The sequence below is a fragment of the Streptomyces sp. NPDC056486 genome (assembly GCF_042795295.1).
GTDB lineage: Bacteria > Actinomycetota > Actinomycetes > Streptomycetales > Streptomycetaceae > Streptomyces.
The window spans coordinates 1-26,013 of record NZ_JBHTSF010000129.1; the positions used below are offsets into that span (position 1 = coordinate 1).

The window sequence follows — 26,013 nt, forward strand, 5'->3', positions numbered from 1 at the left end:
GGCTGGAATTCTCCAGCCCGTCCGGCGTTTGTCTTGCGGTATCAAGCGAGTACCTTCGCGGGTTCCGGCTCCGCGGGGGCCTTTGTCGGCGTGACCCGCCGCAGCGTCACCGCCGCCAGGGCCGCCGCGAGCAGCAGTACCGCCGCCCCGGTGAGCGCCGCGACGTGCATGCCGCTGGTGAATGCTTCGCGGGCCGCGTCGGTCAGCGCCGAGGCCGCCTTGTCCGGCAGGTGCCCGGCCACCGCAAGGGCGCCGCCGAGCGTCTCGTGGGCCTCGGCCGGGGCCGAGTCCGGGATCTCGTTCCGGTAGACCGCGTTGCCGATGGAGCCGAGCAGCGCCATTCCGAGGGCGCCGCCGAACTCCTGGCCCGTCTCCAGGAGCGAGGACGCGGAGCCCGCCTTCTCGGTGGGGGTCGAGCCGAGGGCCAGGTCGGTGAGTTGCGAGCCGACGACCACGGCGCCGCAGGCGAGGAGCCCGGCACCGGCGAGGACCGTCCACATCGAGTCGGTGCCGATGAGGGTCAGCAGGCCGTATCCGCACGCCGAGACGGCGAAGCCGGACGAGACGACGTAGGCGCGGTTCATTCCCCGCTGCACCAGAGCCGTGGCGACCGGTGCGGCGAAGCCGATGAGGACCGAGGGGAGCAGCGCCCACAGGGCGGCCTCCATGGCGCTCTTGCCGAGGACGGACTGCAGGTACTGCGTGGTGAAGTAGGCCGAACCCATCATCGCGAGGGAGCAGATGAGGTTCAGGAGGACGGCGGGGGCGAAGCCTCGGCCACGGAAGAGGGCCGGGGAGATCAGCGGGGACGCCGTGGTGCGCTGGCGGTGGACGAAGAGGGCGGCGAAGACGAGTCCGACGGTGAGCGAGGCGACGTACGCGGGTTCGAGGCCCTCGGCGGCGATCTCCTTGAGGCCGTAGACGACGGGCAGTACGGCGGCCATGGACAGCGGCACGCTCAGCAGGTCGAAGCGGCCCGGCTTCGGGTCCTTGGACTCCGGGATGAGGACCGGGGCGAGGACCAGGAGCAGCACCATCGCGGGCAGGTTGACCAGGAAGACCGAGCCCCACCAGAAGTGCTCGACGAGGACACCGCTCATCACCGAGCCGAGCGCGATACCGGCGACCATCACGCCGGACCAGATGCCGATCGCCTTCGCGCGCTGCCCGGCGTCGCGGAACATCGTGCGGACGAGGGCCATCGTGGACGGCATCAGGGTCGCGCCGCCGATGCCGAGGACCGCGCGGGCCGCGATGAGGAGCTCGGCGCTGTTGGCGTAGGCGGCGGTCAGGGAGGCCGCGCCGAAGGCGAGGGCGCCGATCATGAGGAGTTTGCGGCGGCCGATGCGGTCGCCGAGCGAGCCCATCGTCATCAGCAGACCTGCGAGCACGAACGCGTAGATGTCGAAGATCCACAGCTGCTGGGTGCCGCTGGGCTCCAGGTCGGCGCTGATCGCGGGGACCGCGAAGTAGAGGACCGAGACGTCCATCGAGACCAGGAGCAGCGGCAGCATCAGGACGGCGAGCGCGGTCCACTCCTTGCGGCCCGCGCGCTCGGGGACCGCCGAATTCGCTTGTTCGTGCGTCGAGTTCGTCATGACGAGAACTGTACGAGCGTCTTAAACGCTTGTCTAGTACGGGTGTGTAAGACGGCGGTCTGGGACGTCCGTATGGATCGGGAGTACGCTGGCCGGTATGGGACACCGTGAGGATCTGCTCGAAGGCGCCAAGCGCTGCCTGCTGGAGAAGGGGTTCGTGCGTACGACGGCGCGCGACATCGTGAAGGAGTCCGGGACCAACCTGGCGTCCATCGGCTACCACTACGGCTCGAAAGACGCGTTGCTCGTCGAGGCGTACGTCGCGCTCATCGAACCGATGGGCGACGGGTTCGAGGGTGCGGTCGGCGCGGCGCGTGTCGCGGAGGGCAGCGGCATCGAGCGGTTCCGGGAGACGTGGGCGAACGTCATCCGCTCGATCCCCGAGTCGCGGGCGATCTGGATGCTGAGCCTGGAGGTCGTCACGCAGGGGGAGCGGCTCGCGGGCATTCGCGATCTGCTGGCCAAGGCGCAGGTGGAGGGGCGGCGCGGGCTCGCCGCGATGTTCACCGGGATCGCGGAGGGTGACCTGACCGATGACGTCGTGGAGACCGAGGGGCGTTTCTATACGACGCTGCTCAACGGCCTGATGGTGCAGTGGCTGTTCGACGAGGAGTCGGCGACCGACGCCGAGCAGCTGACCGAGGGGCTGCGGCGCGTGATGGAGCGGGTGGCCGAGACCGACTGAGGCAGGACCGTAGCGCGGGCCTGCCTCAGGGCGGTGATGGTTATGCGGTTACGACCACTTGATGCAGGCGGCAGGGACCCAGCCCCGCTTCTTGCCGAACTCGCTGCCGTACAGCCACTTGGTGCTGGTCTTGCCGCACAGCTTGTACTTCTGGCCCGTGTAGAACTTGCCGTCGTTGCAGAGGAAGCCCTTCTTGCCCTTGTTCCACTGGCTGACGGCGGTGGCCCCCACCTTCGTGTGGGTGCGCACCTTGACCGCCTCCTTGGCGGGGACGTTGGCCATGCCGCGGGAGCAGTCGGGCTTCGACGCGGCGACGGCGGTGCCGCTGGTGGCGACGGTGGTGCCGACGAGGGCGAGGGCGGAGAAGGCGACCGCAGGGGCCAACAGTCTGAACTTCATGAGGTGTTCGTTCTCCCGTGGGTGTGAGACGGATGTTCGGGCGCCGAGAACCATATCGCCCCACGATCATGGCTGTAATCGTTCGTTTCCAGGCGCTTACAGTCGTGACGCTTTCAGGACCATGTGCAGCAGCAGCCGGTCCTCGCCCTCGTCCAGATCGAGGCCGGTGAGCTGCTCCACCCGCGAGAGCCGGTAGTAGAGCGTCTGACGGTGGATTCCCAACTCCGCTGCCGTGCGGCCCGCTTGGCCCGCGCAGTCGAGGAACACCTCGGCGGTGCGGGCGAGTTCGCGGTGGGCGGGGGAGAGGAGCGCGCGGGCCACCGGGTCCTGGGCGGCCTCGGCGGGCAGGGACGTGAGCAGGCGGTAGGGGCCCACGTCCGACCACTGGGCCACGGGGGCGAAGCGTGGTTCGGCGCGGGCCGCGCGGGCCGCCGTCGACGCCTCCCACCAGGCGGCGCCGAGCTCCTCCAGGCCGTGCCGGGCGCTCGCGATCCCCGCCGCCGCGGACGCCGCCGACTCCAGGAGCCGCGTGGCCGCCGACACCGCGGGCGTGAGCACGTCCGCCGAGCGCACCCGGACGAGCACCGCGAGGCTCTGGCCCGCCGTGCCCCACGGCACCGTGCACAGGGCGGTCGCCCCCTGCACCGTACGGACCGAAGGGGCGGAGTCCGGGTCGGCGGAAGGCCAGGGGGCGACGCACACCACCGCGTGCAGGCCCTCGCCGCGCGGGCCGAGTGCCGTGCGCAGGTCGGCCACGGCCATGTCCCGCTGCCAGCCCCGCTCGGCCGTCAGGACGGCGCGGAACTCCCGGGTCAGGTCGGCGCCGGCCTGCGCCTCGTCGGCGAGCAGCGCGCCGATGCGGGCGGCGACCTCCATGGCGGCGGTCAGCTGGGCGTCCGTGGGCCCCGGATCGTCGTCGAGCAGCCATACGTAGCCCAGGGCGAACCCCCGATGCCGTACGGGAACGCAGATCCGGCCGCGGTGGACGCCCGCCTCAGGAGTCGGCGGAATGCGGATCGGGGCCGTCGCGCGGGTGATGCCGAAGCTCTCGAACCAGGTGCGGACCCCGGCCGTGGAGCGGCGCGTGAGGATCGAGCGGGTGCGCACCGGGTCGAGAGCCGTCGCGTCGAAGTCGGTGTCGCCGCCGCTGTCGTGCGCGCCGAACGCGATCAGCTCGAAATCGCGGTTCTCCAGTGTCGCGGGGGCGCCGAGCAGGGCTGAGATCTCGTCGACCAGTTCCTGGTAATCACCTTTCACACTGTCCATTCTGACGTAGTTCCGCCCCACCTTCAGACAGATGTCTGAGATCCAGGGCACGGATGCGTGACAGCTGTCGATGGCCCCGGATCGGAGGGATCCTTAAGTTTCACGGTGGTTCTCCGTGCCGTACCGGGTTGTTACGCATATCCAGGTACGGCCCCGTATCTACTCCCCGTGGAGGTGCCCGTGCTGGGTCCCGTGATCCTCGCCGCGTCGCGCAGCGACCAGATGCGCCGTTTCGTCTCGGCGGCCCCGGGCACCAAGCAGGTCGTCGACCGCTTCATCGCCGGTGAGACCGTGGACCAGGTCGTGCCGATCATCACGGACGCCGCCGACAAGGGCCTCGAGGTCACCCTCGACGTCGTCGGCGAGGACATCACCACGCCCGAGCAGGCCGCCGCCGCGCGCGACGCCTACCTGGAGCTCGTGGAGCGCCTCAAGTACCTCGGCCTCGGCACCAAGGCCGAGATGTCCGTCAAGCTGTCCAGCTTCGGCCAGGCGCTGGACGGCGGCCACGAGCTGGCCCTCGCCAACGTCCGCCCGGTCGTCATCGCCGCCGCCGCGATCGGCACCACCGTCACCCTGGACGCCGAGGACCACACCACCCTCGACTCGATGTTCGCCATCCACGAGGAGCTGCGGAAGGACTTCCCGCAGACCGGCTGCGTCATCCAGTCCTACCTCTTCCGTACCGAGGACGACGCCCGCCGCCTGGCCGACGCGGGCAGCCGCGTACGCATCGTGAAGGGCGCCTACAAGGAGCCCGCCGAGGTCGCGTACCAGGACAAGGCGGAGATCGACAAGGCGTACGTACGCATCATGCGCATCCTGATGGAGGGTGCCGGGTACCCGATGATCGGGTCCCACGATCCGCGCCTGATCGCCATCGCACAGGAGCTCGGACGGCGCGCAGGGCGCAAACTGGACGAGTACGAATTCCAGATGCTGTACGGCATTCGCAGCGAAGAGCACCTGCGGCTCGCGGCCGAGGGCCACCGGATGCGCGTGTACACCGCCTACGGCACCGACTGGTACGGATACTTCATGCGCCGCCTCGCGGAGAAGCCGGCCAACCTGCTCTTCTTCGCCCGCTCCATCCTCACCAAGGGCTGAGCGCTCCTTTCCCGACTTCCCCCGACCCCCCATAAGGAGATACGGAACTCATGGACGCCGTCACCCAGGTCCCCGCGCCGGTCAACGAGCCGGTGCACGGCTACGCACCCGGTTCCCCGGAGCGTGCCCGCCTCGAGACGAAGCTCAAGGAGCTCTCCGAGAACCCCATCGAGCTGTCGATGACCATCGGCGGCGTCAAGCGCCTCGGTGGCGGTGAGCCCTTCAAGGTCGTGCAGCCGCACAACCACCAGGCCGTCATCGGCAACGGCCGCGGCGCCACGCAGCAGGACGCCCAGGACGCGATCGACGCCGCCATCGCCGCCGCCCCGGCGTGGCGCGCGATGTCCTTCGACGACCGCGCCGCGATCATCCTGCGCGCCGCCGAGCTGCTCTCCACGACGTGGCGCGAGACGCTCGCCGCGTCCACGATGCTCGGCCAGTCGAAGACCGCCCAGCAGGCCGAGATCGACACCCCCTGTGAGCTCGTCGACTTCTGGCGCTTCAACGTCAAGTACGCCCGTGACCTGCTCGCCGAGCAGCCCCCGGCGAACTCGACCGGCGTCTGGAACCGCCTGGACCACCGCCCGCTCGAGGGCTTCGTCTACGCGATCACCCCCTTCAACTTCACCGCGATCGCGGGCAACCTCCCCACCGCCCCCGCCCTCATGGGCAACGTGGTCGTGTGGAAGCCGTCCCCGACGCAGACGCACGCCGCCGTGCTGCTCATGCAGCTCCTTGAGGAGGCCGGTCTTCCCAAGGGCGTCATCAACCTCGTCACCGGCGACGGCATCGCCGTCTCCGAGGTGGCCCTGACCCACCGCGACCTGGCGGGCATCCACTTCACCGGCTCCACCCCGACCTTCCAGCACCTGTGGAAGACGGTCGGCGAGAACATCGCCAACTACCGCACGTACCCGCGCCTGGTCGGCGAGACGGGCGGCAAGGACTTCGTCGTCGCGCACCCGTCCGCGGACCGTGCCGTCCTGAAGACCGCGCTGACCCGTGGCTCCTTCGAGTTCCAGGGCCAGAAGTGCAGCGCCTCGTCGCGTGCGTACGTCCCCGCCTCGATCTGGAACTCCGGCTTCAAGGAGGAGTTCGCGGCCGAGGTCGACGGCATCAAGATGGGTGACGTCACCGATCTGTCGAACTTCATCGGCGCCGTCATCGACGAGCGCGCGTTCGCCAAGAACAAGGCGGCCATCGACCGTGCGGCGAGCGACCCGACCTGCACGATCGTCGCGGGCGGCACGTACGACGACTCGGTCGGCTACTTCGTCCGTCCGACCGTCGTCGAGTGCTCCGACCCGGCCAACGAGGTCTTCACCACCGAGTACTTCGGCCCGTTCCTCGCGATCCACGTCTACGAGGACGACAAGTACGAGGAGATGCTGACCCAGATGGAGTCGGCGTCGGACTACGCGCTGACGGGTTCTGTCATCGCGGGTGACCGTGTGGCGGCGGCGTACACGATGGAGAAGCTCCGCTACGCCGCGGGCAACTTCTACATCAACGACAAGTCGACCGGCGCTGTTGTGGGCCAGCAGCCCTTCGGTGGTGGGCGTGCCTCTGGTACGAACGACAAGGCCGGCGCGCCGCAGAACCTGCAGCGTTGGACGCTGACCCGTGCCATCAAGGAGACGCTGGTCTCGCCGACCGAGTACGGCTACCCGCACATGGGCTAGCCCCTCCGGGGCCTCGCGCCCCCTCTTTACCCCGCCTCCGGCCTGGGCCCCACCCCGGTCGGGGGCGGTGTCTTTTCTCCCTGGGGCTTTGGCCCCCTCAGCCGCTCGCCGGTGACGTCTCCGACGCCGCCGAGATCACCTCGTCCAGTACGTCCCGTGCCCGCAGCAGCTCCTCGACCATGCCGTCGATCCGGGCCCGCTCCACCGACAGTTCCTCCACCAGCCAGGGTGTCGCGGTCTTCGAAGGGCCGCCGTCCTGGTCCCGCATGCACGGAAGCAGCTGCACGATCTTCGCGCTGCACAGGCCCGCCGCGAACAGCTCCTGGATGTGGACGACGCGGTCGATCGCCGCCTCCGCGTAGTCGCGGTGGCCGCCCGGTGTGCGGTCCGCGTGCAGCAGGCCCTGCTTCTCGTAGTACCGGAGGGACCGCTCACTCACAGCGGTACGCTTCGCCAGCTCGCCGATCCTCATGTCACGCGTACCTCCGCACTTGAAGTACCTCCACACTTGAATCTGACACTGGTGTCAGCTTCTACCTTTTCGGCATGACGAACACTTCGCTTCTCGCCCCCTATTCCGCAAGCCCCATCGGGCACCTCCCCAACCGCATCGTGATGGCGCCCATGTCCCGCCACCGGGCGACGGAGGACGGCACCCCGCTGCCGGTCGTCGCCGATCACTACGCCCAGCGCGCGAGCGCGGGCCTCATCGTCACCGAGGGCATCTGGCCCAGCAGCCGGGGCCAGAGCGGATGGCGTTTCCCGGGCCTCGAGACCGCCGCGCACATCGAGGGCTGGCGGCGGGTCACCGAGGCCGTGCACGCCGCCGGTGGCCGGATCTACGCACAGCTGATGCACGGCGGGCGGCACGGGCACCCGCTGTCCCGGATCGACGAGGACGTGCCCGCGGCGCCGTCCGCCGTACTCGTCGACCCGAGCCGCGTCCATGTGCGCGACGGCGGCAAGGCCGACCCGGTCACCCCGCGCGAGATGAGCCTCGACGACATCCACACGGCGATCAAGGACTTCGCGGACGCCGCCCGCAACGCCGTCGCCGCGGGCTTCGACGGCGTCGAACTGCACGGCGCCAACAGCTACTTGATCCACCAGTTCCTCGCGGACAACTCCAACCTCCGCACCGACGCGTACGGCCGCGGCTCGGTCGCGGACCGCATCCGCTTCGCCGTCGAGGTCGTGCGCGCCGTCGCCGACGCCATCGGTGCCGAGCGGCTCGGCCTGCGTCTCTCGCCGGGCAACCCGCAGTTCGGGATGACGGAGACCGACCCCGGCCCCGTCTACCGCGCCCTGCTCGACGAGATCGACGGCCTCGGTCTGGCCTACCTCCACCTCACCGACAACGCCAGCTATCCGGCCCTCACCGACCTGCGTCCCCACTGGCACGGCCTCCTCATCGGCAACGTCGGCGAGAACGGTGACCCGACGACGCGGGAGGCGGGCGAGGCGGTACTCGCCGAAGGTCTGGCGGATCTGGTCTCGTACGGGCGGGCCTTCATCTCCAACCCCGACCTGCCGGAGCGGTTCGCGGCGGGCGCGCCGCTCCAGGAGATCGACACGGCGCACCTCTACACCCACGGGGCCGAGGGGTACACCGACTACCCCTTCATGGAGCGGGAGCCGGTGGAGCGTGAACTGGTCTCCGCTCAGACCTCCACCAGGACCTGATCAAGGGACTTCCGTACGAGATCGGGCACCTGGCAGTCCGGCGCCGGATAGCCCACGGGGATCACCGCGAACGCCTTCTCGTTCTCCGGGCGGCCGAGGACCTGCGACAGGAACCGCATCGGGCTCGGCGTGTGGATCAGTGCGGCCAGGCCCGACAGATGCAGCGCGGACAGCAGCATCCCCACCGCGATGCCGACCGACTCGTCGACGTAGTAGTGCTTGTGCTTGGCGCCGTCATCGCCCAGCCAGTAGCGCTGTTGGAAGACGACGACGAGCGCGGGCGCGTCCGTCAGATGGGGTTTCACCTCGTCCGTGCCGAGCGGGCGCAGTGCCGCGAGCCACTCCTCGCCGAGACGGCCGTCGTACGAGATCTGCTCCTCGTGCTCCGCTGCCTCGCGGATCAGGCGGCGTATCTCCGGGTCCTGGACGAGGACGAACGTCCACGGCTGCTGGTGCGCACCGGACGGCGCCGTCGCCGCGCACGCGATGGCGTCCCGCACGACCTGCGCGGGCACCGGGTCCTGCGCGAACTGCCGCACCGTGCGCCGCTCCTGCATCCGCGTCCTCAACTCGGCTGCGTGGGCGAGGGATTCGGTCTCGGGCATGCGCTCGGGGCGGTACGGGACGGAGCGGTAGGGCTCGCCGTGGATGGGGGTCCAGGGTCGCTCTGCGGTCTGTTCTGCGGTCTCGTCAGCCATGCTCCCGAGTGTGCTCCGGTCAGCTCCATCCCGTCACGATCAATGAGAGACCGGTCGTGAATCCGACGCCGAGCAAGGCCGGATACAGCGGACCCGGCCCACCTTGGGAAGCTTGACCATGCCCCGGCGGCGCGGCTCTCCCAGCAGTTCTTCGACGTCTGGAAGTACGTCTCAGCTGGGAGGAGACCACCGACGCCACACTCTTGAGTACGGTGAAGGCGTGACCACGTTGCGTACGGCTCATACCTGCGATCTCGACCCCACCGAACTCCGCGCAGCCCGCGCGCTGATGGACGAGGCCTTCGACGGGGACTTCAGCGATCAGGACTGGGACCACGGCCTGGGCGGCATGCACGCCCTCGTGCACGACGGCTCCGGCCTCCTCCTCGCGCACGGCTCCGTGGTCCAGCGCCGGATCCTGCACAACGGGCGTTCGCTGCGCATCGGTTACGTCGAGGCGGTCGCCGTCCGTCCGGACCGGCAGCGGCAGGGCCTCGGCGGGCGGGTGATGGGCGCTCTGGAGCGGGTGATCGACCGGGCGTACACCCTTGGCGCCCTCTCGGCGTCGGACGAGGGGCAGCGGCTCTACCTCACGCGCGGCTGGCAGGAGTGGAAGGGCTCGGTCGGCACCCTCGGCCCGGAGGGTGTGATCCACATGCCCGACGAGGAGCCCCCGCTCCTCTGGGGCGCCGACCTCGACCCGGTGCACGAACTCCTCATCGACTGGCGCGACGGAGACGTCTTCTAGACGCCGGACGAGTCCGCGGCTCCTGCCGCCCGCACGATGATCTTGCCCCGGTTCTCGCCCCGCAGCATCCCCAGGAACGCGTCCACGATGCCGCCGAAGCCGTCGACCACGGTCTCGTCGAGCCCGATGCGCCCGCTCTGCAGATGCGGCACCACGAACTCGTTCAACTCCTCCTGCACGTCGAAGTGGTTGCGCAGGTGGAACCCCTCCATGCGCAGGCTCTTCTCGACGATGTCGGGGAGGTTGCGCAGGGTGTACGGCGCGCCGGTGCTGTTGTACTGGGTGATCGTGCCGATGCGTACGATCCGCCCGTACTCCCGGAGTGAGGAGATCGCGGCTTCGAGGTGCTCGCCGCCGACGTTGTCCATGTAGAGGTCGATCCCGTCGGGCGCCGCCTTGGCGAGCAGCTCGGCCGTCGGGCCCGTGTGATAGTCGAACACCTCGTCGTAGCCGACGTGTTCCGTCAGGTAGGCCGCCTTCGCCGCCGTGCCCGCGCTGCCGACGAGCCGTCCCGCGCCCATCAGCCCGGCGAGCCGCCCGGTGGCCGTGCCCACGCCGCCGGCCGCGGCGGAGACGAACACGTCCTGTCCCTCGCGGAGTTCGGCGACGCGGGTGAGGCCGACGTAGGCGGTGAGGCCTGTGCCGCCGAGGATGCTCAGGTGCGCGGAGAGCGGTACGCCGTCGAAGTGAGGGACGGCGCGTACCTCGGCGGGGGTGACGACGGAGTGGGTGCGCCAGCCCTGCCAGTGGAGGACCATCTCGCCCTCGCGGAGCGCGGGGTCGCGGGACTCCACGACGCGGCCGAGGGCGCGGCCCTCCAGAGGGGCGTTCAGTGCGAAGTCCCCGTCCATCATTTCCCGGTGGTAGGGGTCCACCGACCAGTACAGGTTCTCCACCAGGGCGGTACCCGGCGTGGGCTCGGGCAGCGGGGACTCGATGAAGGCGAAGTCGGCGGGGGTGGGGAAGCCGTGAGGGCGGGCGGTCTGGTGCACGGTGAGCGCGGTCTCGGTCATGGCGGTGACCGTACGGAGGAATGCGGGGGCCGGGGAGAGGGTTGCGCTCATGGAACGGCCCGGCCCATGAGGGGCCCTCATAGAAGCAGGTGGGACCTCTGATGGATGCCGTTCCGAAGACCGCTGCCACCGACCTCGCACCCCACGAGCTCCGCATCCTCGTCGCCGTCGACCGCGAGCGCGGGTTCTCGGCGGCGGCCAAGACTCTCGGCCTGACGCAGTCCGCGGTCTCGCACTCCATACGCGGGACGGAGCGCAAAGTCGGAGCGGTGCTCTTCGAGCGGGGCCGGAAGGGCGCGACGCCCACTCCGGCCGGTGCCGCCGCTGCCGCTCACGCCCGGCGCGTCCTGCGGCTCCTGGAGACCCTGGTCGCCGAGGCCCGGGGCGCCGAGCGGGGCACGGTCGCGGGACCGCTGCGCATCGCCGCCTTCCGCAGCGTGGCCCTGTATCTGCTGCCGCCCGTCCTGGAGCGGCTCACCGCCCGCCACCCCGGCATCGAGCCGGAGGTGCGCGTCGTCCGTGAGCTGGGCGCGGGTACGGCGGGGGAGGTCGCAGAGGGGCGTGCCGACGTGGGCATCGCGACGATCGGGGCGAACTCGCCCGTGCCCGCCGGGCTCATCGGCGACGTACTCATCGAGGAGCCCTACTCGCTCGTGCACCCGGCCGGACATCCCGACCCGCGCTCGCTGCCGCTGGTGGACTGGCACGAGAACTGCGGCTCCTACACCCGGACGTGGTGGGCCGGGCAGGACTGGATCCCGAAGGCGACCGTGCTGACCGAGGACGACGGAGCAGTGCTCTCGATGGTGAGCAGGGGTCTCGGCATGGCGATCATGCCTGAGCTCTCGCTGAACGGAGCACCGCACGGAATCGAGATCACCGATCTCGGTCCGGAGCGCCCGTCACGTTCGGTGGGCTACGTCACCACCCCCGAGCTGGCCTCCACGGTCGCCGTCCGCGCCCTCATCCGCGAGCTCAGAGCCGCCAAAGGGGCGACGGAGAGTGAAGGCCGTCTCAGATAGTAGGAAGTCCGAGTAATTGTGGAGACAGGCGCTCCGTCCTCGCTTACTTTTGTAGAAGCCGAACGTCTCGCTCGACCAAGCGAATGGCGGTCGTGAGCCGGAGCCCCACGCAGGCAACCCCTGCGGCTCCGCTCCCCGCCCCTGGGGGTCCCCCCACGCCCATTAGGCAGTGGGGGAGTCTCGAAATCACCTTGCCCTTCCCTCAAGGAGTGGATCTCCCATGGCCGAGACGACCGCACGCCGAGTCCGCCACGCCTCCCGTACCAGCGATTCCGAGCGCAGGAACGCCGCCGCAGCCCTGCAGCGGGCCCTCGACCGCAGGGACAACGGCGGCGAGACGGGTCACTGACCCGCCCGCGCCACCGCTCCCCACCACCGACAACCGCTACTTCCCGCGTACGATCTCGAAGTGGTCCACGCGCTCTCCGCTCTCGGCGAGCGCGGAGACCGTCAGCTTCGGGTTCGCCCCGGCCGTCACCTCCACCGCGAGGAACGAGAAGCCGGTGTAGCGCACCCGTGACCACTCCACTGTGTCCGGGTCGCGCAGGCGCGACTTCGTCCAGTGGAAGGATGCGATCGCATCGCGGTCGTTGACGTTTCCCTCGAAGCTGTCCTGCACACCGGCCGGGAAGTCGTAGAGGTCCTTGCCCGCGCCGCCCGCGGTGACGTACACGATGCCGTCGCGCGTCGGATCGGTCGACGCGCCGACCGGCACGGGCTTGCCGACCTTGCCGCCCTTGACCGCGTCGGTCCTTTCGTAGACGTGGTTGTGGCCGTTGACGACCAGGTCCACCTGGTGCTTGGTGAACAGCTCGAGCCACGCGTCGCGCACCCCGCCGTCCGACGCGTGCCTCGCCGTCGAGTACATGCAGTGGTGGAAGAAGACGACGACGAAGTCGATGGACCGCTCCGCCCTCAGCTCGCCCAGGCGCTTGTCCAGCCAGGCGGTCTGCCTGCCGTCCGTGTAGCCCTTGTTGGCGGGGATCTCGTACGAGACGTCGTTCGCGTCGAGCGCGACGACGCCGACATTGCCGTACGTGAAGGAGTAGACGCCCGGCGCGCTCTTCGGGTCGAAACCGTTCTCCGGAAGCGACCAGCGGGCGGACTGGCCGCCGTAGCCGTTCGGCGAGTACCAGGCCTCCATGTCGTGGTTGCCGGTCGTCACCATCCACGGGACCGACTTCGCCACGGACTCCGTCTGCGCGAGGAAGGTGTCCCACACCCGCGCGTCGTACGTGTCGGACTCCTCGCCGTGCCCGGTGGTGTCGGCGTAACAGATGTCGCCCGCGTGCAGGTGGAAGGACGGGTTCTGGCCCAGGATCAACTGGTCGTTGGCGAGTGCGTGGTAGCTCACGCCCTGGTCGCCGAAGGCCGTGAACACGAAGTTCTCCGCCTGCGTCGGTGCCGTGCGGAAGGAGCCGATCGTCGCGAGGCGCTCGGGTGAGGCCGGGTCGAAGCCCTCGTGGCCGACGCCGTAGTAGTACGTCGTGCCGGGCCTGAGGCCGTCGAGTGCCGCGTGCAGGTAGTACTGCTCGACCGCGGGCAGCTTCTTCGACAGGGACGGGGTGTGCAGATCGCGTACCTCGGCCTCGATCTTCCGGCTCAGCTCCCAGGGCTTCAACCCCACCCGCAGATAAGGGGACTTGACCGCGAGCGGTACCTGCCAGGAGACGCGCATCTGCGTCTTCGGGTCGGCCCCGAAGGCGAGATGCCGGGCGAAGGGCGCCACCAGCTTGCCGTCGACCTTGACCGGTGCGGACGGCGCGGCGAGCGGGCTCGACGCCGAGGCGCGCCCGCCCCGGGCGCTGCCCGAACTGCCGGCGAGCAGGCCGATGCCGCCGACCGTGCCCGCGGTGGCGAACGAACCGGCAAGGACCTTGCGGCGGGAGAGCTTCTTGCGCAGGTACTCGTGCTGCTCCGGCATGCTCATCCCGGCCGCGAGCTGCTCCGGTATCCCGACGTTGGGGGTGTCCATGAGGGGGAACTTCCCACTGGCCCTCAACTCCCGCCAGGCCTGGAGGTGAAGACCGGGTGTCCATGCGGTTGCCTGCGGGCGGCGTGACCAGGGGTGTCCGCATGCCGGACTGCGTGTGTCATCCCGTGGGACGACGCGTAGGCTGCCGTCATGTCTCGCAGCATCAATCTCGCAGTGATCCCCGGTGATGGAATCGGCCCGGAAGTCGTGGCCCAGGGGCTCAAGGTCCTCAATGCCGTCCTCCCGCAGGATGTGAAGCTGGAGACCAAGGAGTTCGACTTCGGCGCCAAGCGCTACCACGCCTCCGGTGAGACCCTCACCGACGCCGACGTCGATGCCCTCAAGCAGTACAACGCGATTCTCCTCGGCGCGATCGGCGACCCCTCGGTCCCGTCCGGCGTCCTGGAGCGCGGCTTCCTGCTGAAGCTCCGCTTCCTCTTCGACCACCACGTCAACCTGCGGCCCTCGAAGCTGCTCCCGGGTGTCGCGACCCCCCTCAAGGGCCAGCCCGAGATCGACTTCATCGTCGTACGTGAAGGAACCGAGGGCCCCTACACGGGCAACGGCGGCACCATCCGCCAGGGCACCCCGCACGAGATCGCCACCGAGGTCTCCGTCAACACCGCCTTCGGTGTGGAGCGCGTGGTCCGTGACGCCTTCGCCCGCGCCCAGGCCCGCCCGCGCAAGAAGCTGACGCTGGTCCACAAGAACAACGTCCTCGCGTACGCCGGGCACCTCTGGACGAACGTGTTCAACAAGGTGGCCGAGGAGTTCCCCGACGTCACCACCGACTACCTGCACGTGGACGCGGCGACGATCTTCCTCGTCACCGACCCCGCGCGGTTCGACGTGATCGTCACCGACAACCTCTTCGGCGACATCATCACCGACCTCGCCGCTGCCGTCTCCGGCGGCATCGGCGTCGCGGCCTCCGGCAACATCAACCCGAGCCGCGAGTTCCCGTCGATGTTCGAGCCCGTGCACGGCTCGGCGCCGGACATCGCGGGCCAGGGCAAGGCCGACCCGTCGGCCACCGTCCTGTCCGTCGCACTGCTCCTGCGTCACCTCGGCTACGAGGCCGAGGCGGGGCGCATCGAGACCGCCGTCTCCGCCGACCTCGCGGAGCGCGGCGACACGGTCCGCACCACGGAAGAGATCGGCGACGCGCTCGCCGTACGAGTAGCGGGCTGACCCGGTAGCTCACTGAAATCACAGAAGCCGCCGGGTCCGGTTCACGACCCGGCGGCTTCTCGTATGCGGCTCCGGGTGCCACCATCGACCCCTGGGCCGCATTCACGCTGTTTCTTCCTCGGAGCCACGCGAGCGATAATCGAACGTGGGACCGCGGAATGCAGGGTTACTCGGACGTCCTAGTACGAGATGTACGGGCGTGAGCGCGGTCCGTCACCATCACACCGTGAAGGACTAGTACTCATGACGACGACGCCGACAACCACGATCGAGCTCAAGCCCACCTCGAGCCCACTGTCCAGGGCGGAGCGCGAGGCGATCCTGGCCAACCCCGGGTTCGGTCGCCACTTCACCGATCACATGGTGACGATCAAGTGGACCGAGGGCCGCGGCTGGCACGACGGTCAGCTCACGCCGTACGGCCCCCTCTCGCTCGACCCGGCGACCAACGTCCTGCACTACGCGCAGGAGATCTTCGAGGGCCTCAAGGCCTACCGCCGCCCCGACGGCTCGGTCGCCTCCTTCCGCCCCGAGGCCAACGCGGAGCGCTTCCAGCGGTCGGCGCGACGGCTCGCGATGCCGGAGCTGCCGGTCGAGACGTTCATCGAGGCGTGCGACGCGCTGGTGAAGGCGGACAAGGCGTGGGTTCCGGCGCACGGCGGCGAGGAGTCCCTCTACCTGCGCCCGTTCATGATCGCCAGTGAGGTCGGCCTCGGCGTGAAGCCGGCCAACGAGTACCTCTTCATCGTCATCGCGTCGCCCGCGGGCGCGTACTTCCCCGGTGGGGTCAAGCCCGTCTCGATCTGGCTGTCGGAGGACCGCGTGCGGGCGGTCCCGGGCGGCGTGGGCGACGCCAAGACCGGCGGCAACTACGCGGCGTCCCTGCTCGCGCAGGCCGAGGCCGCGGCGAAGGGCTGCGACCAGGTGGCGTACCTGGACGCCGTGGAGCACAAGTGGGTCGAGGAGCTCGGCGGGATGAACCTGTACTTCGTGTACGGGGCTGAAGCCAATGAGAAGCCTGTGATCGTCACCCCGACCCTCACCGGCTCGCTGCTCGCCGGGATCACCCGGGACTCGCTGCTCACGGTCGCCCGCGACCTGGGTTACGAGTCGCAGGAGTCGCGGGTCTCGATCGACCAGTGGCAGGCGGACACGTCCGACGGCACGCTGACGGAGGTCTTCGCGTGCGGCACCGCGGCCGTGATCACTCCCGTGGGCACGGTGAAGAGCCGCTCGGGCGAATGGACGCAGAGCGACGGGCAGCCCGGCCCGGTCACGATGAGGCTGCGCGAGGCGCTGCTCGACGTGCAGCGCGGCACGGCGAAGGACCAGCACGGCTGGATGCATGATCTCGGCTGAGGGCTTAGCCGTATACGTGCGTAAGGGCCGGCCCCGGAAGCGACCCTCCCGGGCCCGGCCTTCACGCTGTCCGGGCGCGGGCTGGCGCGGGTGCAGTGCGGGTTCGTCCGTGGGTGCGGGGCCGCGCCGGTATGTCCGTCCTCGCCATCCGCTACTGGACGCCTGTCTGCTTCGGGGGGGGAGTCCCGGGGAGAGGCCCGCCAGGAGGGGCCTGTGGTGGGACAGTGGGGGGATGTTGCGTGGGATCTTTGACGGGGATGCCGAGTTGTATGACCGGGCCCGGCCCCGGTATCCCTCCGGGTTGGTCAAGGAGTTGGTCACCCAGGCGGGCCTGGGCATCGGCAGCCGGGTGCTGGAAATCGCTCCCGGCACCGGGCAGTTGACGGTGCCCCTAGCAACGACCGGCAGCACCCTCACCGCGGTGGAACTGGGCCCCGCCCTCGCCACCGTGGCCCGCCGCAACCTCACCCCGTACCCGCGGGCCCACGTAGAGGTGGCCGAGTTCGAAGCGTGGGCGCTGCCCCCGAAGCCGTACGACCTGGTCGTCTGTGCGACCGCCTTCCACTGGCTCGACCCGGCCGTACGCGTGCCCAAGATGAGGGAAGCCCTGCGTCCCGGCGGGACTCTCGCGATCGTCACCACCGAGCATGTCGCCGGGGGCAGTGCGGAGTTCTGGGTCGAGGTGCAGGGGTGCTACGAACGGTGGGACCCCGACGCCACCGAGCCGGACCTGCGGCTGCCCGCGGAGAGCACGGTCCGCAGCGACACGGGCGAGCTCGACCGCGCGGACGGCCTGGGCCCGGTCACCGTGCGGCGCTTCGCGCGGGACATCACCTACACCGCCGATCAGTACATCGACGTCCTGCGCACCTACTCGGGCCACCGCGCTCTCGATGACGTGAAGCGCGACGGACTGCTCGGCTGCGTACGGGCGTTGATCGAAGGGACGTACGGCGGCGTCATCGTCAAACGGTATCTGCATGAGCTGATCACGGCGTCGGCACACTGACCGCCGGGCCGTCCTCCGCCGCAGGCACGCGAACCTGCCCGCGTTCAAGGATCACGTACGCCACTCCGCCCACCACGCCCGACAGCAGGAAACTGCAGTCCACCCCGCCGGTGAGGGAGAGCAGCGGCCCTTCGTAGGAGGGGAGGGAGACCGCGGCGAGGCCGACCACCGCGCCCAGGGCCCAGCTCGCCGTCGCCGGGATGTTCCAGCCCGCGCGGTACCAGTAGATCCCGCCCCTGGAACGGCGGTTGAAGACCTGGAGCGCCTCCGCGTCGTACACGCCCCGGCAGCGTGCGAAGCCGATCAGGGTGATCACCGCCCAGGGTGTGCCGATCGCCGTGAGGAGGAGGACGAAGGACGTCATCGCGTCCTGCGCCTCCCACGCGTAGTGGCCCACGAACACGCACCCCGTGGCGACCACCGCCACCGTGTACGTCGCCCGGGCCCGCGAGGCACGCGGCAGGATCGCGTCCAGGTCGAGGCCCATCGAGTACAGCATCAGGCCCGCGTTGCCGACCGACCCCGCGGACGCGGCGAGCAGGAGCGGGATCAAGTACCAGGTGGGGGACGCCGAGACCAGCGGGCCCGCGTAGTCGAGTGCCGCCCCCGCCGCGTACGCCGTGAACGTACCGAAGAGCTGCGGCACGAGGAGGCCGGCAAGCAGGCCGAGCCACGATGCCCGAAGGACCGTGCGGGAGCTGTGGCGGGTGGGGGAGACGTAACGCGTGTAGTCGCCCAGGAGCGTGATGAACGCGATCGGGCCGCTCAGACCCGCTGCCACCAGGGCGAGGAGCCACGTCGGCCAGAACGAGCCAAGGAGGTAGCCGCCCGCCTGGGGGAGCGACGACGTCGTGAAGTCGGGGGCGTACGCCACAACGCCGAGGATCAGCAGCGCCGTCATGCCGACCGCGAGGACGCGCGAGAGGCGCAGCAGGACCCGGTAGCCGTACACCGCGCCCGTCACCGTGGCGGCGGCGAGGAGCGCGTAGACGATCCCGTACGAGAGGCCGCTCGACGGGAGCCCCGTGAGGCGGTGCAGGACGCCCACCATCACGTCGCCGCCGATCCAGACGGTCAGAGCGGTGTAGCCGAGGGAGAGGAGGAGGCCGACGATCGAGCCGACCAGGCGGCCCCGGACGCCGAACTGCGCGCCGGATGAGGTGGAGAGGTTCGTGCCCGTTCGGAGGGAGACCAGGGCGAGGGGTGCTGTCAGGGCGGTGCCGAGCACCGTGCCCGCCACCACCGAGGTGATCGACGCCCACCAGCCGAGGCCGAACGACACCGGCAGCCAGCCGAAGACGATCACCCCGAGGCAGAGGTTGGAGCCGAGCAGGATCGAGATGAGATCGCGGGGGCCGCTGGTGCGTTCCCCGTCCGGGATGGTGTCGACTCCGCGCTGTTCTATCGGCATGAGGGTGCCCCTGACGCTCGATCGTGGCCGCCTGCGCACACAGGCCGCCGTTCGACTGTTTGAGTGCCGCTCAATGTGACCTGAGTCAAGCTCGCACGTCAATGTTTCCGTCGCGTCAATCTCGTGGTTAGAGTGTTGTTCAAACGATGGAGGTGTGGTGGCGTGCGGCTTACCCCCACGGAACGCGACCGGCTGCTGCTCTTCGGGGCGGCCGAGCTGGCCAGGGCCCGCAAGGCGCGCGGCCTCAGACTCAACGTCCCCGAGGCGACCGCGCTGATCGCGGACACGGTGTGCGAGGCGGCCCGCGACGGCGCCCGGCTCGCCGAGGCGATCGAGCGTGCCCGCTCGGCCCTCGGCCCCGACGACGTCCTGCCGGGCGTGGCGGACGTGGTGACCGAGGTACATGTGGAGGCCGTCTTCGACGACGGATCCCGGCTCGCGGTCGTCTCGCAGCCGATCGGGGCGGGGGCGGGGGCGGGGCTCGGGAGTGAGGCTCCGGGAGCGCTGCTCCCCGGGCCGCCGCACGCGGAGCTCGCGCCCGTCGCGACGCTCACCGTGCACAACACCGCCACCGTGCCCGTCTCCGTGACCTCGCACTTCCACCTCTTCGAGGCCAACCCCCGGCTCGACTTCGACCGCTCCGCCGCCTACGGCATGCGGCTCGCGGTGCCCGCCGGGTCCTCCGTCCGCTTCGGGCCCGGCGAGAGCGTCGATGTCGGGCTCGTGTCGATCGGCGGTGAGCGCGTCGCGATCGGCTTCGCCGGTCTGGTGGACGGCGCGCTCGACGCGCCCGGCGCCAAGGAAGAGGCCCTGCGCAGGGCGGTGGCCTGCGGCTATCTGGGAGCTGACCCAAGCCGAGGAGCAGACGGAGGAGCAGACGGAGGAGCAGGCGGAGGAGCAGAAGGAGGAGCTGACCGATGAGCATCGATCCGTACGCGTACGCAGCCACGCACGGACCCCGCGCGGGCGACCGCGTCCGGCTCGGCGACTCGGGCCTGACCGTCCGGGTGGAGTCCGACGCGCAGAAGTACGGCGAGGAGTTCCTCGCCGGGTTCGGCAAGACGGCCCGTGACGGGCTGCATCTGAAGGCCGCCGCCGTCCGTGAGACCTGCGACGTCGTCATCAGCAATGTCCTGGTGATCGACGCCGTGCAGGGAATCCGCAAGGTGTCGATCGGGATCCGGGAAGGCCGTATCCACGCCATAGGGCGGGCAGGCAATCCCGACACCCTCGACGGGGTCGACGTCGTCGTCGGCACCGGCACGTCCATCGTGTCGGGGGAGGGGCTCATCGCCACCGCAGGAGCCGTGGACACCCACGTCCATCTGCTCTCGCCGCGCATCATGGAGGCCTCGCTCGCCTCCGGGGTGACGACGATCATCGGCCAGGAATTCGGGCCCGTGTGGGGCGTCGGGGTCAACTCCCCCTGGGCGCTGCGGCACGCGTTCAACGCGTTCGACGCCTGGCCGGTCAACATCGGCTTCCTGGGCCGGGGTTCGTCCTCGCACGACGCCCCGCTGATCGAGGCGCTCGCCGAGGGCGGTGCGTCGGGCTTCAAGGTGCACGAGGACATGGGCGCCCATACGCGCGCGTTGGACACCGCGCTGCGGGTCGCCGAGGAGCATGACGTCCAAGTCGCCCTGCACAGTGATGGGTTGAACGAATGTCTCTCCGTCGAGGACACCTTGCAGGTGCTTGAGGGGCGGACCATTCACGCCTTCCACATCGAGGGCTGCGGCGGCGGGCACGTACCGAACGTCCTGAAGATGGCGGGCGTGCCCAATGTGATCGGCTCCTCCACCAACCCCACTCTGCCCTTCGGGCGCGACGCGGTCGCCGAGCACTACGGGATGATCGTCTCCGTCCACGACCTGAAGACCGACCTGCCGGGCGACGCCGCCATGGCCCGCGACCGCATCCGCGCGGGGACCATGGGTGCCGAGGACGTGCTGCACGACCTGGGCGCCATCGGAATCACCTCGTCGGACGCGCAGGGCATGGGTCGCGCGGGCGAGACCGTACGCAGGACCTTCGCCATGGCCGGGAAGATGAAGGCCGAGCTCGGTCCCATGGACGGCGACGGTGCAGGGGACGACAACGCGCGCGTCCTGCGCTACATGGCCAAGCTGACCATCAACCCCGCCATCGCTCACGGCCTGGCCCACGAGGTCGGCTCCATCGAGGTCGGGAAGATGGCCGACATAGTGCTGTGGCGGCCCGAATTCTTCGGCGCCAAGCCGCAGTTGGTACTGAAGTCCGGCTTCCCCGCCTACGGGGTCGTGGGTGATCCGAACGCCGCGACCGACACCTGCGAGCCTCTCGTTCTCGGGCCACAGTTCGGGGCGTACGGCGCGACGCCCGCCGACATCTCGGTGGCCTTCGTCGCACAGGCCGCCGTCGACCAGGGCAACGACCAGATGCCGACCCGGCGGCGCAGGGTCGCCGTGCGGGGCACCCGGGGTATCGGGCCCGCCGATCTGCGCCTCAACTCCCGTACAGGATCCATCGACGTCGATCAGCGCTCCGGCCTGGTCACGCTCGACGGCGACCCGGTCCGCTCCGAGCCCGCCGACTCCGTCTCGCTCAACCGCCTCTACTTCCTCTAGCCCTTCCTCCAGTCCTTCTTTCAGGGGATCACCATGACCTTCCGCATGCCCGCCGAGTGGGCCCCGCACGAGCGCACCTGGATGGCCTGGCCGGGCCCCAACACCACCTTCACGGACGAGCGTGAGCTGGCCGATGCGCGTGCCGCCTGGGCGGGCGTCGCTCGTGCCGTACGCCGCTTCGAACCCGTCACGATGATCGTCGGCACCGGCCAGAGCGATTCGGCCCGCGCGCTGGTCGGCCCTGACGTCGAGTTGGTCGAGCGGGATCTGGACGACGCGTGGATGCGCGACATCGGCCCCACCTTCGTACGCGAAGGCGACCGGCTCGCCGCCGTGGACTGGACGTTCAACGGCTGGGGCGGCCAGGACTGGGCCCGCTGGGACCACGACGCGAAGATCGCCCGGCACGTCGCCGACATCGCGGGCGTGCCCGTCCACTCGTCGCCCCTGGTCAACGAGGGCGGCGGCATCCACGTCGACGGCGAGGGCACGGTCCTTCTGACGGACACGGTCCAGCTCGACCCGGGACGCAATCCCGGCCTGACCCGCGAGCAGGTGGAGGAGGCGGTCCACGCCCGTATCGGCACGGAGAAAGCGATCTGGCTGCCGAAGGGCCTGACCGGTGACTACGGGCAGTTCGGCACCCGGGGGCACGTCGACATCGTCGCCGCCTTCGCCGCGCCCGGAATCGTGCTCGTCCACTCGCAGCAGGACCCCGCCCACCCGGATCACGAGGTCAGCAAGGAGATCATCGGGGTCCTGCGGGGGCAGACCGATGCCAGGGGCCGCACCCTGCAGATCGTCGAGGTCCCCGCGCCGACGGTCCTCACCGACGACGACGGCTGGGTCGACTACTCCTACATCAACCACTACCTCTGCAACGGCGGCGTCGTCCTGTGCGGCTTCGACGACCCGCGCGACGAGATCGCGGCAGGCATCTTCCGCCGTCTCTTCCCGGAGCGGACCGTGACGCTCGTGGACGCCCGTACGATCTTTGCCGGGGGTGGTGGCATCCACTGCATCACCCAGCAGCAGCCGAAGGTCCCGTAGATCTAGAGATCCAGCGTCAGACGAATCACCGCAGGAGTCCCCGTGGCCGAGGCCGCCCGCCGGAAGAACGCGCCACCGCGCGAGGACGTCCTTGCCGCTGCCATGGAGATGATCGCCGAGCGTGGCCTGGAGAAGCTGACCATGGCCGCGCTCGGCCGCGAGGTCGGCATGAGCAGCGGCCACCTCCTCTACTACTTCCGCACCAAGGACGAGCTGCTCCTGCGCACCCTGGAGTGGAGCGAGTCCGCGCGCGGCGCCGCGCGCGGCAGGCTGCTCGCACGGCGGGGCACGGCCCGCGAGCGACTCGACGCGTACGTCGATCTGTACGTCCCCGACGCCCCCGGCGACCCCCACTGGACGCTCTGGCTCGAGGTCTGGAACCGCTCCCTGAACGCCGACGAGGACGAGCGCGACCGGCAGGTCGCCATCGAGAGCGCCTGGCACCGCGACCTGGTGGCGCTGCTCGCCGAGGGCGTCTCGCGGGCAGAGTTCGGGGCCCTGGACCCCGACCGGTTCGCGGCGCGCCTTCGGGCGCTGCTCGACGGATTCTCCATCCATGTGGCGATCGGCCTGCGCGGCACGAGCCGTGACCAAATCCTCGCGCACGTAAGGGAGTTCCTGGACGGAGCACTCGCCTCCAGCTCCTCCTAGGACCCCGTTACCCCCGTCTAGGTTGTACGCGTTCCGGCGGATTGTGTGTCCCCTGGGGGTGCGCTTGTATCCCCGTGGGCCTTCGGTATCGGGCCGGGGGTCACGACAGGTTTTGGGGGAAACCATGTCCACTGCTAGACGTGTGCCCTTTGTCGGGCGTGTGTCCTTGAGCGCCTTACTCGTCACGGCACTCGGCACGGCCGTGATACCGGCCGCGGCGCAGGCCGCGCCGCACGAGCCGTCGGCGGGGAACGGCCGCTACGTCCCGGGCCTGGCCGCCCCGCTCGGCACAATGGGAGCGCTTCCCGCCCACGCGGACCCGGACCCGGACCCGGACCCGGTGCCGCCGTACACCGAGCGGGTCAGCACGACCACCACCGGCGAGCAGCTCGCCGACCCGTCGTACGACCCGGCGATGGGTGATCGCCGCGTGGTCGCCTTCACCTCCGACGGGGGCGCCGACGGCCTGTCCGGGGTGTCCGTCCTGGACTCCGGCGGTCTCTCGAGCGTCAACTACGGCGCGAACGGACCTTCGTACGGCGGCGCGCCCTGCGCCAGCGGGCGGATGGTCGGCTTCGTCTCCGAGTCCACGACCCTCGGCAGTCCGCCGAAGCCCGACCACCGGCCGACCGTCTACATCCGCAATCGCGCGGTCGGGAAGATCACCGGGCTCCACAGTTACCAGGGGGTGCGCTTCACCTCGATGGGGCAGCCCCACGTCGACCCCGGGTGCCAGTGGGTCGTCTACACGGCCACCCTTCCCGCCACCGACGCGGACCCGACGCCGCAACCGCGCGTCTACCGCTTCAAGTTCAACGGCGGCACCACCGACCTGGTCAGCGAGGCATCGGCCGAGGCCGCGGATGCCCCGTCGATCAGTTCCCAGGGGGAGTACGTCTCCTACAAGCAGGGCGGCGACATCTACGTCCGGAACATGACCACCGGCGCTCTGGAGAAGGTGTCCGTGGCGCTGAACGGGGGCGCGGCCAACGGGCCGTCCTCGGGCGCGTCGCTCAGCTACGACGGGCGTCGCGTCGCCTTCGAATCGCGCGCCTCCAACTTGGCGTCCGGCGACAAGAACCGCGACACGAACGTCTTCGTGCGCGACCTCGACGCGGGCACGACCACGCTGGTGAAGGCCCCGAAGAAGAAGGGGTACACCGCGCAGGCGTCGCTCTCCAAGAACGGCACCCATGTCGCGTACATCTCGGCGAAGAATCGCGGGAAGGGCTCCGTCCCCTCCGTGTACCTGCGCGAACTGGCCACCGGCACAACGCAGTTGATCAGTGCCGACCTGAACGGCGGCCGCAACGACCTGGCGGCGCAGCACCCCTCGGTCAACGACGACGGGACTGTCGTGGCCTTCGAATCGAAGTCGGCGGACCTGGTGCCGGGGGACACCAATGGCGTGTCCGACATCTTCTTGCGGACAGTTCCAGGAGTCCCGCAACCGTAAGAGCATCCCGCGCATCACAGACATTGCACGCACAGAACGCGGCACCCGCACAGAACACCAAGAAAACACGGGGGACTTGACCATGCACAGCACGACGCACAGAACCAAGCTGCGCGCCGCCCTGGCCGCCGCCGCACTCGTCGCAGCGGTCACGGCCGCCACCCTGCCGGCCGCGTCCGCGGCACCCGACGCCGCGCCGGGCACCGAACGGATCAGCGTCGCCCCCGACGGGACGCAGGCCGACGGGGCGTCGGAGCTGCCGGACGTCAGCGCCGACGGGCGGTACGTGGTCTTCTCGACCGAGGCGAAGAACCTCGTGCCGGGCGACACCGACACCTGGCCCGATGTGTACGTACGTGACCTGCGGCGCGGCACGGTCGAGCGGGTCAGCGTGCAGGACTCCGGCGCCGAGTTCACCGACTACGTGAGCCAGCGGCCGACCATCAGCGCCGACGGCCGCTACGTGACGTTCGCCGCCGTCTCGTACGACGAGGACGGCCATTACTACAGCGGCATCTACCTGCGGGACCTCAAGAAGAAGCGGACCGAGCTCGTCAGCCTCTCGGACGCGGACAAGCCCGTGACCGGAGAGGGTACGACACCCGCGCGGACGAGCGCGGACGGCCGGTACGTCACGTTCGTCTCGCAGCTCAAGGACAACGGCGACTACATCGACGGGATGAACTCCGGCGTGTACGTCCGCGACCGCAAGAAAGGGACCACCAAGCGGATCAGCGAGATCGTCACGGGAGGCGCCAGCTCCTCGTACTTCATCGGGCAGTTCACCGTGAGCGCCGACGGCAGCCACATCGGCTACTCGATCGGCCAGCAGCGCCCCGGTCTCGACGGCCGCACCTACCTCTACGACATGAAGGCGGGCCAGGGCAGGCGGCTCGACCTCACACCGTCGGGCGCCGACCGCGAGGTCGGTGTCGACTCGCTGAGCAAGGACGGGCGGTACGGCGTCTTCTCCGCCCGGTCCGGCGATCTGGTCCCGGGCGACACCAACGAGAAGTACGACATCTTCCGCATCGACCTGCGCACCGACGCCATCGAGCGGATCGTGTACGACGCCGACGGCGGCCAGACGGACGGCAACTCGTTCGAGGCCCGGATCACTCCGGACGGCCGCCGCGTCGTGTTCCACTCCGGCGCCTCCGGCCTCGTCGCCGACGATCCCGGCAAGGGCTCCCTCTACGTACGCGATCTGCGCACCGGAAAGAACCAGCGCGTGGACGTGCCCGAGGGCGGCGGCGACGCCGACTCCAGCGTGTCCCACTACGCGGTCAGCTCGGACGCCAGGACCGTCGCCTTCTCGTCGGACGCCACGAATCTGGTGGTCGGCGACACCAACGGGGTGCGGGACGTCTTCGTACGCCACCTGCGCTGAGCCCGGTCGTCATG

General features: G+C 69.9%; 24 protein-coding genes. 16 read left to right on the forward strand and 8 right to left on the reverse strand.

Translation table 11 applies throughout. The features are described 5' to 3' along the window. Nucleotides 1-41: 41 nt before the first annotated feature. Nucleotides 42-1,598 (reverse strand): MFS transporter, encoded by a 1,557-nt coding sequence (locus tag ACFQ7F_RS34755; protein ID WP_383279516.1) that lies wholly within the window; start codon nt 1,596-1,598, stop codon nt 42-44. Nucleotides 1,599-1,695: 97 nt separating this feature from the next. On the opposite strand from ACFQ7F_RS34755, the gene ACFQ7F_RS34760 reads away from it, so the two are divergent. Then, nucleotides 1,696-2,283, forward strand: a complete 588-nt coding sequence (locus tag ACFQ7F_RS34760; RefSeq protein ID WP_383279519.1) for a TetR/AcrR family transcriptional regulator — start codon at nt 1,696-1,698, stop codon at nt 2,281-2,283. A gap of 48 nt (nt 2,284-2,331) precedes the next feature. Here ACFQ7F_RS34760 and ACFQ7F_RS34765 read toward each other — a convergent pair whose 3' ends face one another. Beyond that, entirely contained in the window at nt 2,332-2,682 is a 351-nt protein-coding gene (locus tag ACFQ7F_RS34765; RefSeq protein ID WP_383279522.1) for a hypothetical protein, read from the reverse strand. A gap of 96 nt (nt 2,683-2,778) precedes the next feature. Beyond that, nucleotides 2,779-3,948, reverse strand: coding sequence for a PucR family transcriptional regulator (locus ACFQ7F_RS34770; RefSeq protein WP_383279525.1), 1,170 nt, complete (start codon nt 3,946-3,948; stop codon nt 2,779-2,781). Between the two features lie 180 nt (nt 3,949-4,128). On the opposite strand from ACFQ7F_RS34770, the gene ACFQ7F_RS34775 reads away from it, so the two are divergent. Then, entirely contained in the window at nt 4,129-5,055 is a 927-nt protein-coding gene (locus ACFQ7F_RS34775) for a proline dehydrogenase family protein (protein ID WP_383279528.1), read from the forward strand. 50 nt (nt 5,056-5,105) lie between these two features. Next, on the forward strand, nt 5,106-6,737 hold the full coding sequence (gene pruA, locus ACFQ7F_RS34780; RefSeq protein WP_383279532.1) for an L-glutamate gamma-semialdehyde dehydrogenase: 1,632 nt from the start codon (nt 5,106-5,108) through the stop codon (nt 6,735-6,737). Between the two features lie 97 nt (nt 6,738-6,834). Here the strand turns inward: pruA and ACFQ7F_RS34785 are convergent, their stop codons facing one another. Beyond that, the gene (locus ACFQ7F_RS34785) at nt 6,835-7,209 is read right to left on the reverse strand and encodes a MerR family transcriptional regulator (protein WP_383279535.1); all 375 of its coding nucleotides are present in this window, start codon (nt 7,207-7,209) and stop codon (nt 6,835-6,837) included. Nucleotides 7,210-7,283: 74 nt separating this feature from the next. Between ACFQ7F_RS34785 and ACFQ7F_RS34790 the strand changes: the two genes are divergently transcribed. After that, nucleotides 7,284-8,420 (forward strand): alkene reductase, encoded by a 1,137-nt coding sequence (locus ACFQ7F_RS34790; protein ID WP_383279538.1) that lies wholly within the window; start codon nt 7,284-7,286, stop codon nt 8,418-8,420. Here the strand turns inward: ACFQ7F_RS34790 and ACFQ7F_RS34795 are convergent. Continuing rightward, nucleotides 8,399-9,118, reverse strand: coding sequence for a nitroreductase family protein (locus tag ACFQ7F_RS34795; RefSeq protein ID WP_383279541.1), 720 nt, complete (start codon nt 9,116-9,118; stop codon nt 8,399-8,401). The genes ACFQ7F_RS34790 and ACFQ7F_RS34795 overlap by 22 nt on opposite strands. Nucleotides 9,119-9,338: 220 nt before the next feature. Here ACFQ7F_RS34795 and ACFQ7F_RS34800 point away from each other — a divergent pair, with 220 nt between their 5' ends. Beyond that, complete coding sequence (locus tag ACFQ7F_RS34800; RefSeq protein WP_383279544.1) at nt 9,339-9,866, forward strand: GNAT family N-acetyltransferase; 528 nt, start codon at nt 9,339-9,341, stop codon at nt 9,864-9,866. On the opposite strand, the gene ACFQ7F_RS34805 is transcribed toward ACFQ7F_RS34800, so the two are convergent. Then, nucleotides 9,863-10,879 (reverse strand): NADP-dependent oxidoreductase, encoded by a 1,017-nt coding sequence (locus tag ACFQ7F_RS34805; protein ID WP_383279547.1) that lies wholly within the window; start codon nt 10,877-10,879, stop codon nt 9,863-9,865. The two genes, ACFQ7F_RS34800 and ACFQ7F_RS34805, sit on opposite strands and share 4 nt — an antisense overlap. Before the next feature lie 101 nt (nt 10,880-10,980). On the opposite strand from ACFQ7F_RS34805, the gene ACFQ7F_RS34810 reads away from it, so the two are divergent. Next, a complete protein-coding gene (locus ACFQ7F_RS34810; RefSeq protein WP_383279550.1) occupies nt 10,981-11,901 on the forward strand; it encodes a LysR family transcriptional regulator in 921 nt (306 codons plus the stop codon). Between the two features lie 220 nt (nt 11,902-12,121). Beyond that, complete coding sequence (locus ACFQ7F_RS34815) at nt 12,122-12,250, forward strand: hypothetical protein (RefSeq protein WP_383279553.1); 129 nt, start codon at nt 12,122-12,124, stop codon at nt 12,248-12,250. A 36-nt stretch (nt 12,251-12,286) separates the two neighbouring features. On the opposite strand, the gene ACFQ7F_RS34820 is transcribed toward ACFQ7F_RS34815, so the two are convergent. Beyond that, the gene (locus ACFQ7F_RS34820) at nt 12,287-13,876 is read right to left on the reverse strand and encodes a purple acid phosphatase family protein (RefSeq protein ID WP_383279556.1); all 1,590 of its coding nucleotides are present in this window, start codon (nt 13,874-13,876) and stop codon (nt 12,287-12,289) included. A 150-nt stretch (nt 13,877-14,026) separates the two neighbouring features. On the opposite strand from ACFQ7F_RS34820, the gene ACFQ7F_RS34825 reads away from it, so the two are divergent. The 3 genes from ACFQ7F_RS34825 (at nt 14,027) to ACFQ7F_RS34835 (ending at nt 17,435) form a co-directional block, all read left to right on the forward strand. After that, nucleotides 14,027-15,067, forward strand: coding sequence for a 3-isopropylmalate dehydrogenase (locus tag ACFQ7F_RS34825; RefSeq protein WP_383279558.1), 1,041 nt, complete (start codon nt 14,027-14,029; stop codon nt 15,065-15,067). Nucleotides 15,068-15,310: 243 nt separating this feature from the next. Beyond that, nucleotides 15,311-16,426 carry a branched-chain amino acid aminotransferase gene (locus ACFQ7F_RS34830; RefSeq protein WP_383279561.1) on the forward strand — a complete coding sequence of 372 codons (1,116 nt, stop codon included), beginning with the start codon at nt 15,311-15,313 and terminating at the stop codon, nt 16,424-16,426. A gap of 232 nt (nt 16,427-16,658) precedes the next feature. Continuing rightward, nucleotides 16,659-17,435 carry a class I SAM-dependent methyltransferase gene (locus tag ACFQ7F_RS34835; protein WP_383279564.1) on the forward strand — a complete coding sequence of 259 codons (777 nt, stop codon included), beginning with the start codon at nt 16,659-16,661 and terminating at the stop codon, nt 17,433-17,435. Here ACFQ7F_RS34835 and ACFQ7F_RS34840 read toward each other — a convergent pair. Beyond that, on the reverse strand, nt 17,416-18,846 hold the full coding sequence (locus tag ACFQ7F_RS34840; protein ID WP_383279567.1) for a cytosine permease: 1,431 nt from the start codon (nt 18,844-18,846) through the stop codon (nt 17,416-17,418). The genes ACFQ7F_RS34835 and ACFQ7F_RS34840 overlap by 20 nt on opposite strands. Before the next feature lie 162 nt (nt 18,847-19,008). On the opposite strand from ACFQ7F_RS34840, the gene ureA reads away from it, so the two are divergent. The 6 genes from ureA (at nt 19,009) to ACFQ7F_RS34870 (ending at nt 25,999) form a co-directional block, all read left to right on the forward strand. Next, complete coding sequence (gene ureA, locus ACFQ7F_RS34845) at nt 19,009-19,767, forward strand: urease subunit gamma (RefSeq protein ID WP_383279570.1); 759 nt, start codon at nt 19,009-19,011, stop codon at nt 19,765-19,767. After that, the gene (locus ACFQ7F_RS34850; protein ID WP_383279573.1) at nt 19,764-21,452 is read left to right on the forward strand and encodes an urease subunit alpha; all 1,689 of its coding nucleotides are present in this window, start codon (nt 19,764-19,766) and stop codon (nt 21,450-21,452) included. Before ureA ends, ACFQ7F_RS34850 begins: the two co-directional genes overlap by 4 nt. A 33-nt stretch (nt 21,453-21,485) precedes the next feature. Then, the gene (locus ACFQ7F_RS34855; protein ID WP_383279576.1) at nt 21,486-22,502 is read left to right on the forward strand and encodes an agmatine/peptidylarginine deiminase; all 1,017 of its coding nucleotides are present in this window, start codon (nt 21,486-21,488) and stop codon (nt 22,500-22,502) included. Between the two features lie 102 nt (nt 22,503-22,604). After that, nucleotides 22,605-23,153 carry a TetR/AcrR family transcriptional regulator gene (locus ACFQ7F_RS34860; protein WP_383279584.1) on the forward strand — a complete coding sequence of 183 codons (549 nt, stop codon included), beginning with the start codon at nt 22,605-22,607 and terminating at the stop codon, nt 23,151-23,153. Between the two features lie 160 nt (nt 23,154-23,313). Beyond that, on the forward strand, nt 23,314-24,609 hold the full coding sequence (locus tag ACFQ7F_RS34865) for a TolB family protein (RefSeq protein WP_383279578.1): 1,296 nt from the start codon (nt 23,314-23,316) through the stop codon (nt 24,607-24,609). Between the two features lie 82 nt (nt 24,610-24,691). Next, the gene (locus tag ACFQ7F_RS34870; protein WP_383279581.1) at nt 24,692-25,999 is read left to right on the forward strand and encodes a TolB family protein; all 1,308 of its coding nucleotides are present in this window, start codon (nt 24,692-24,694) and stop codon (nt 25,997-25,999) included. The last annotated feature ends 14 nt before the right edge of the window (nt 26,000-26,013 follow it).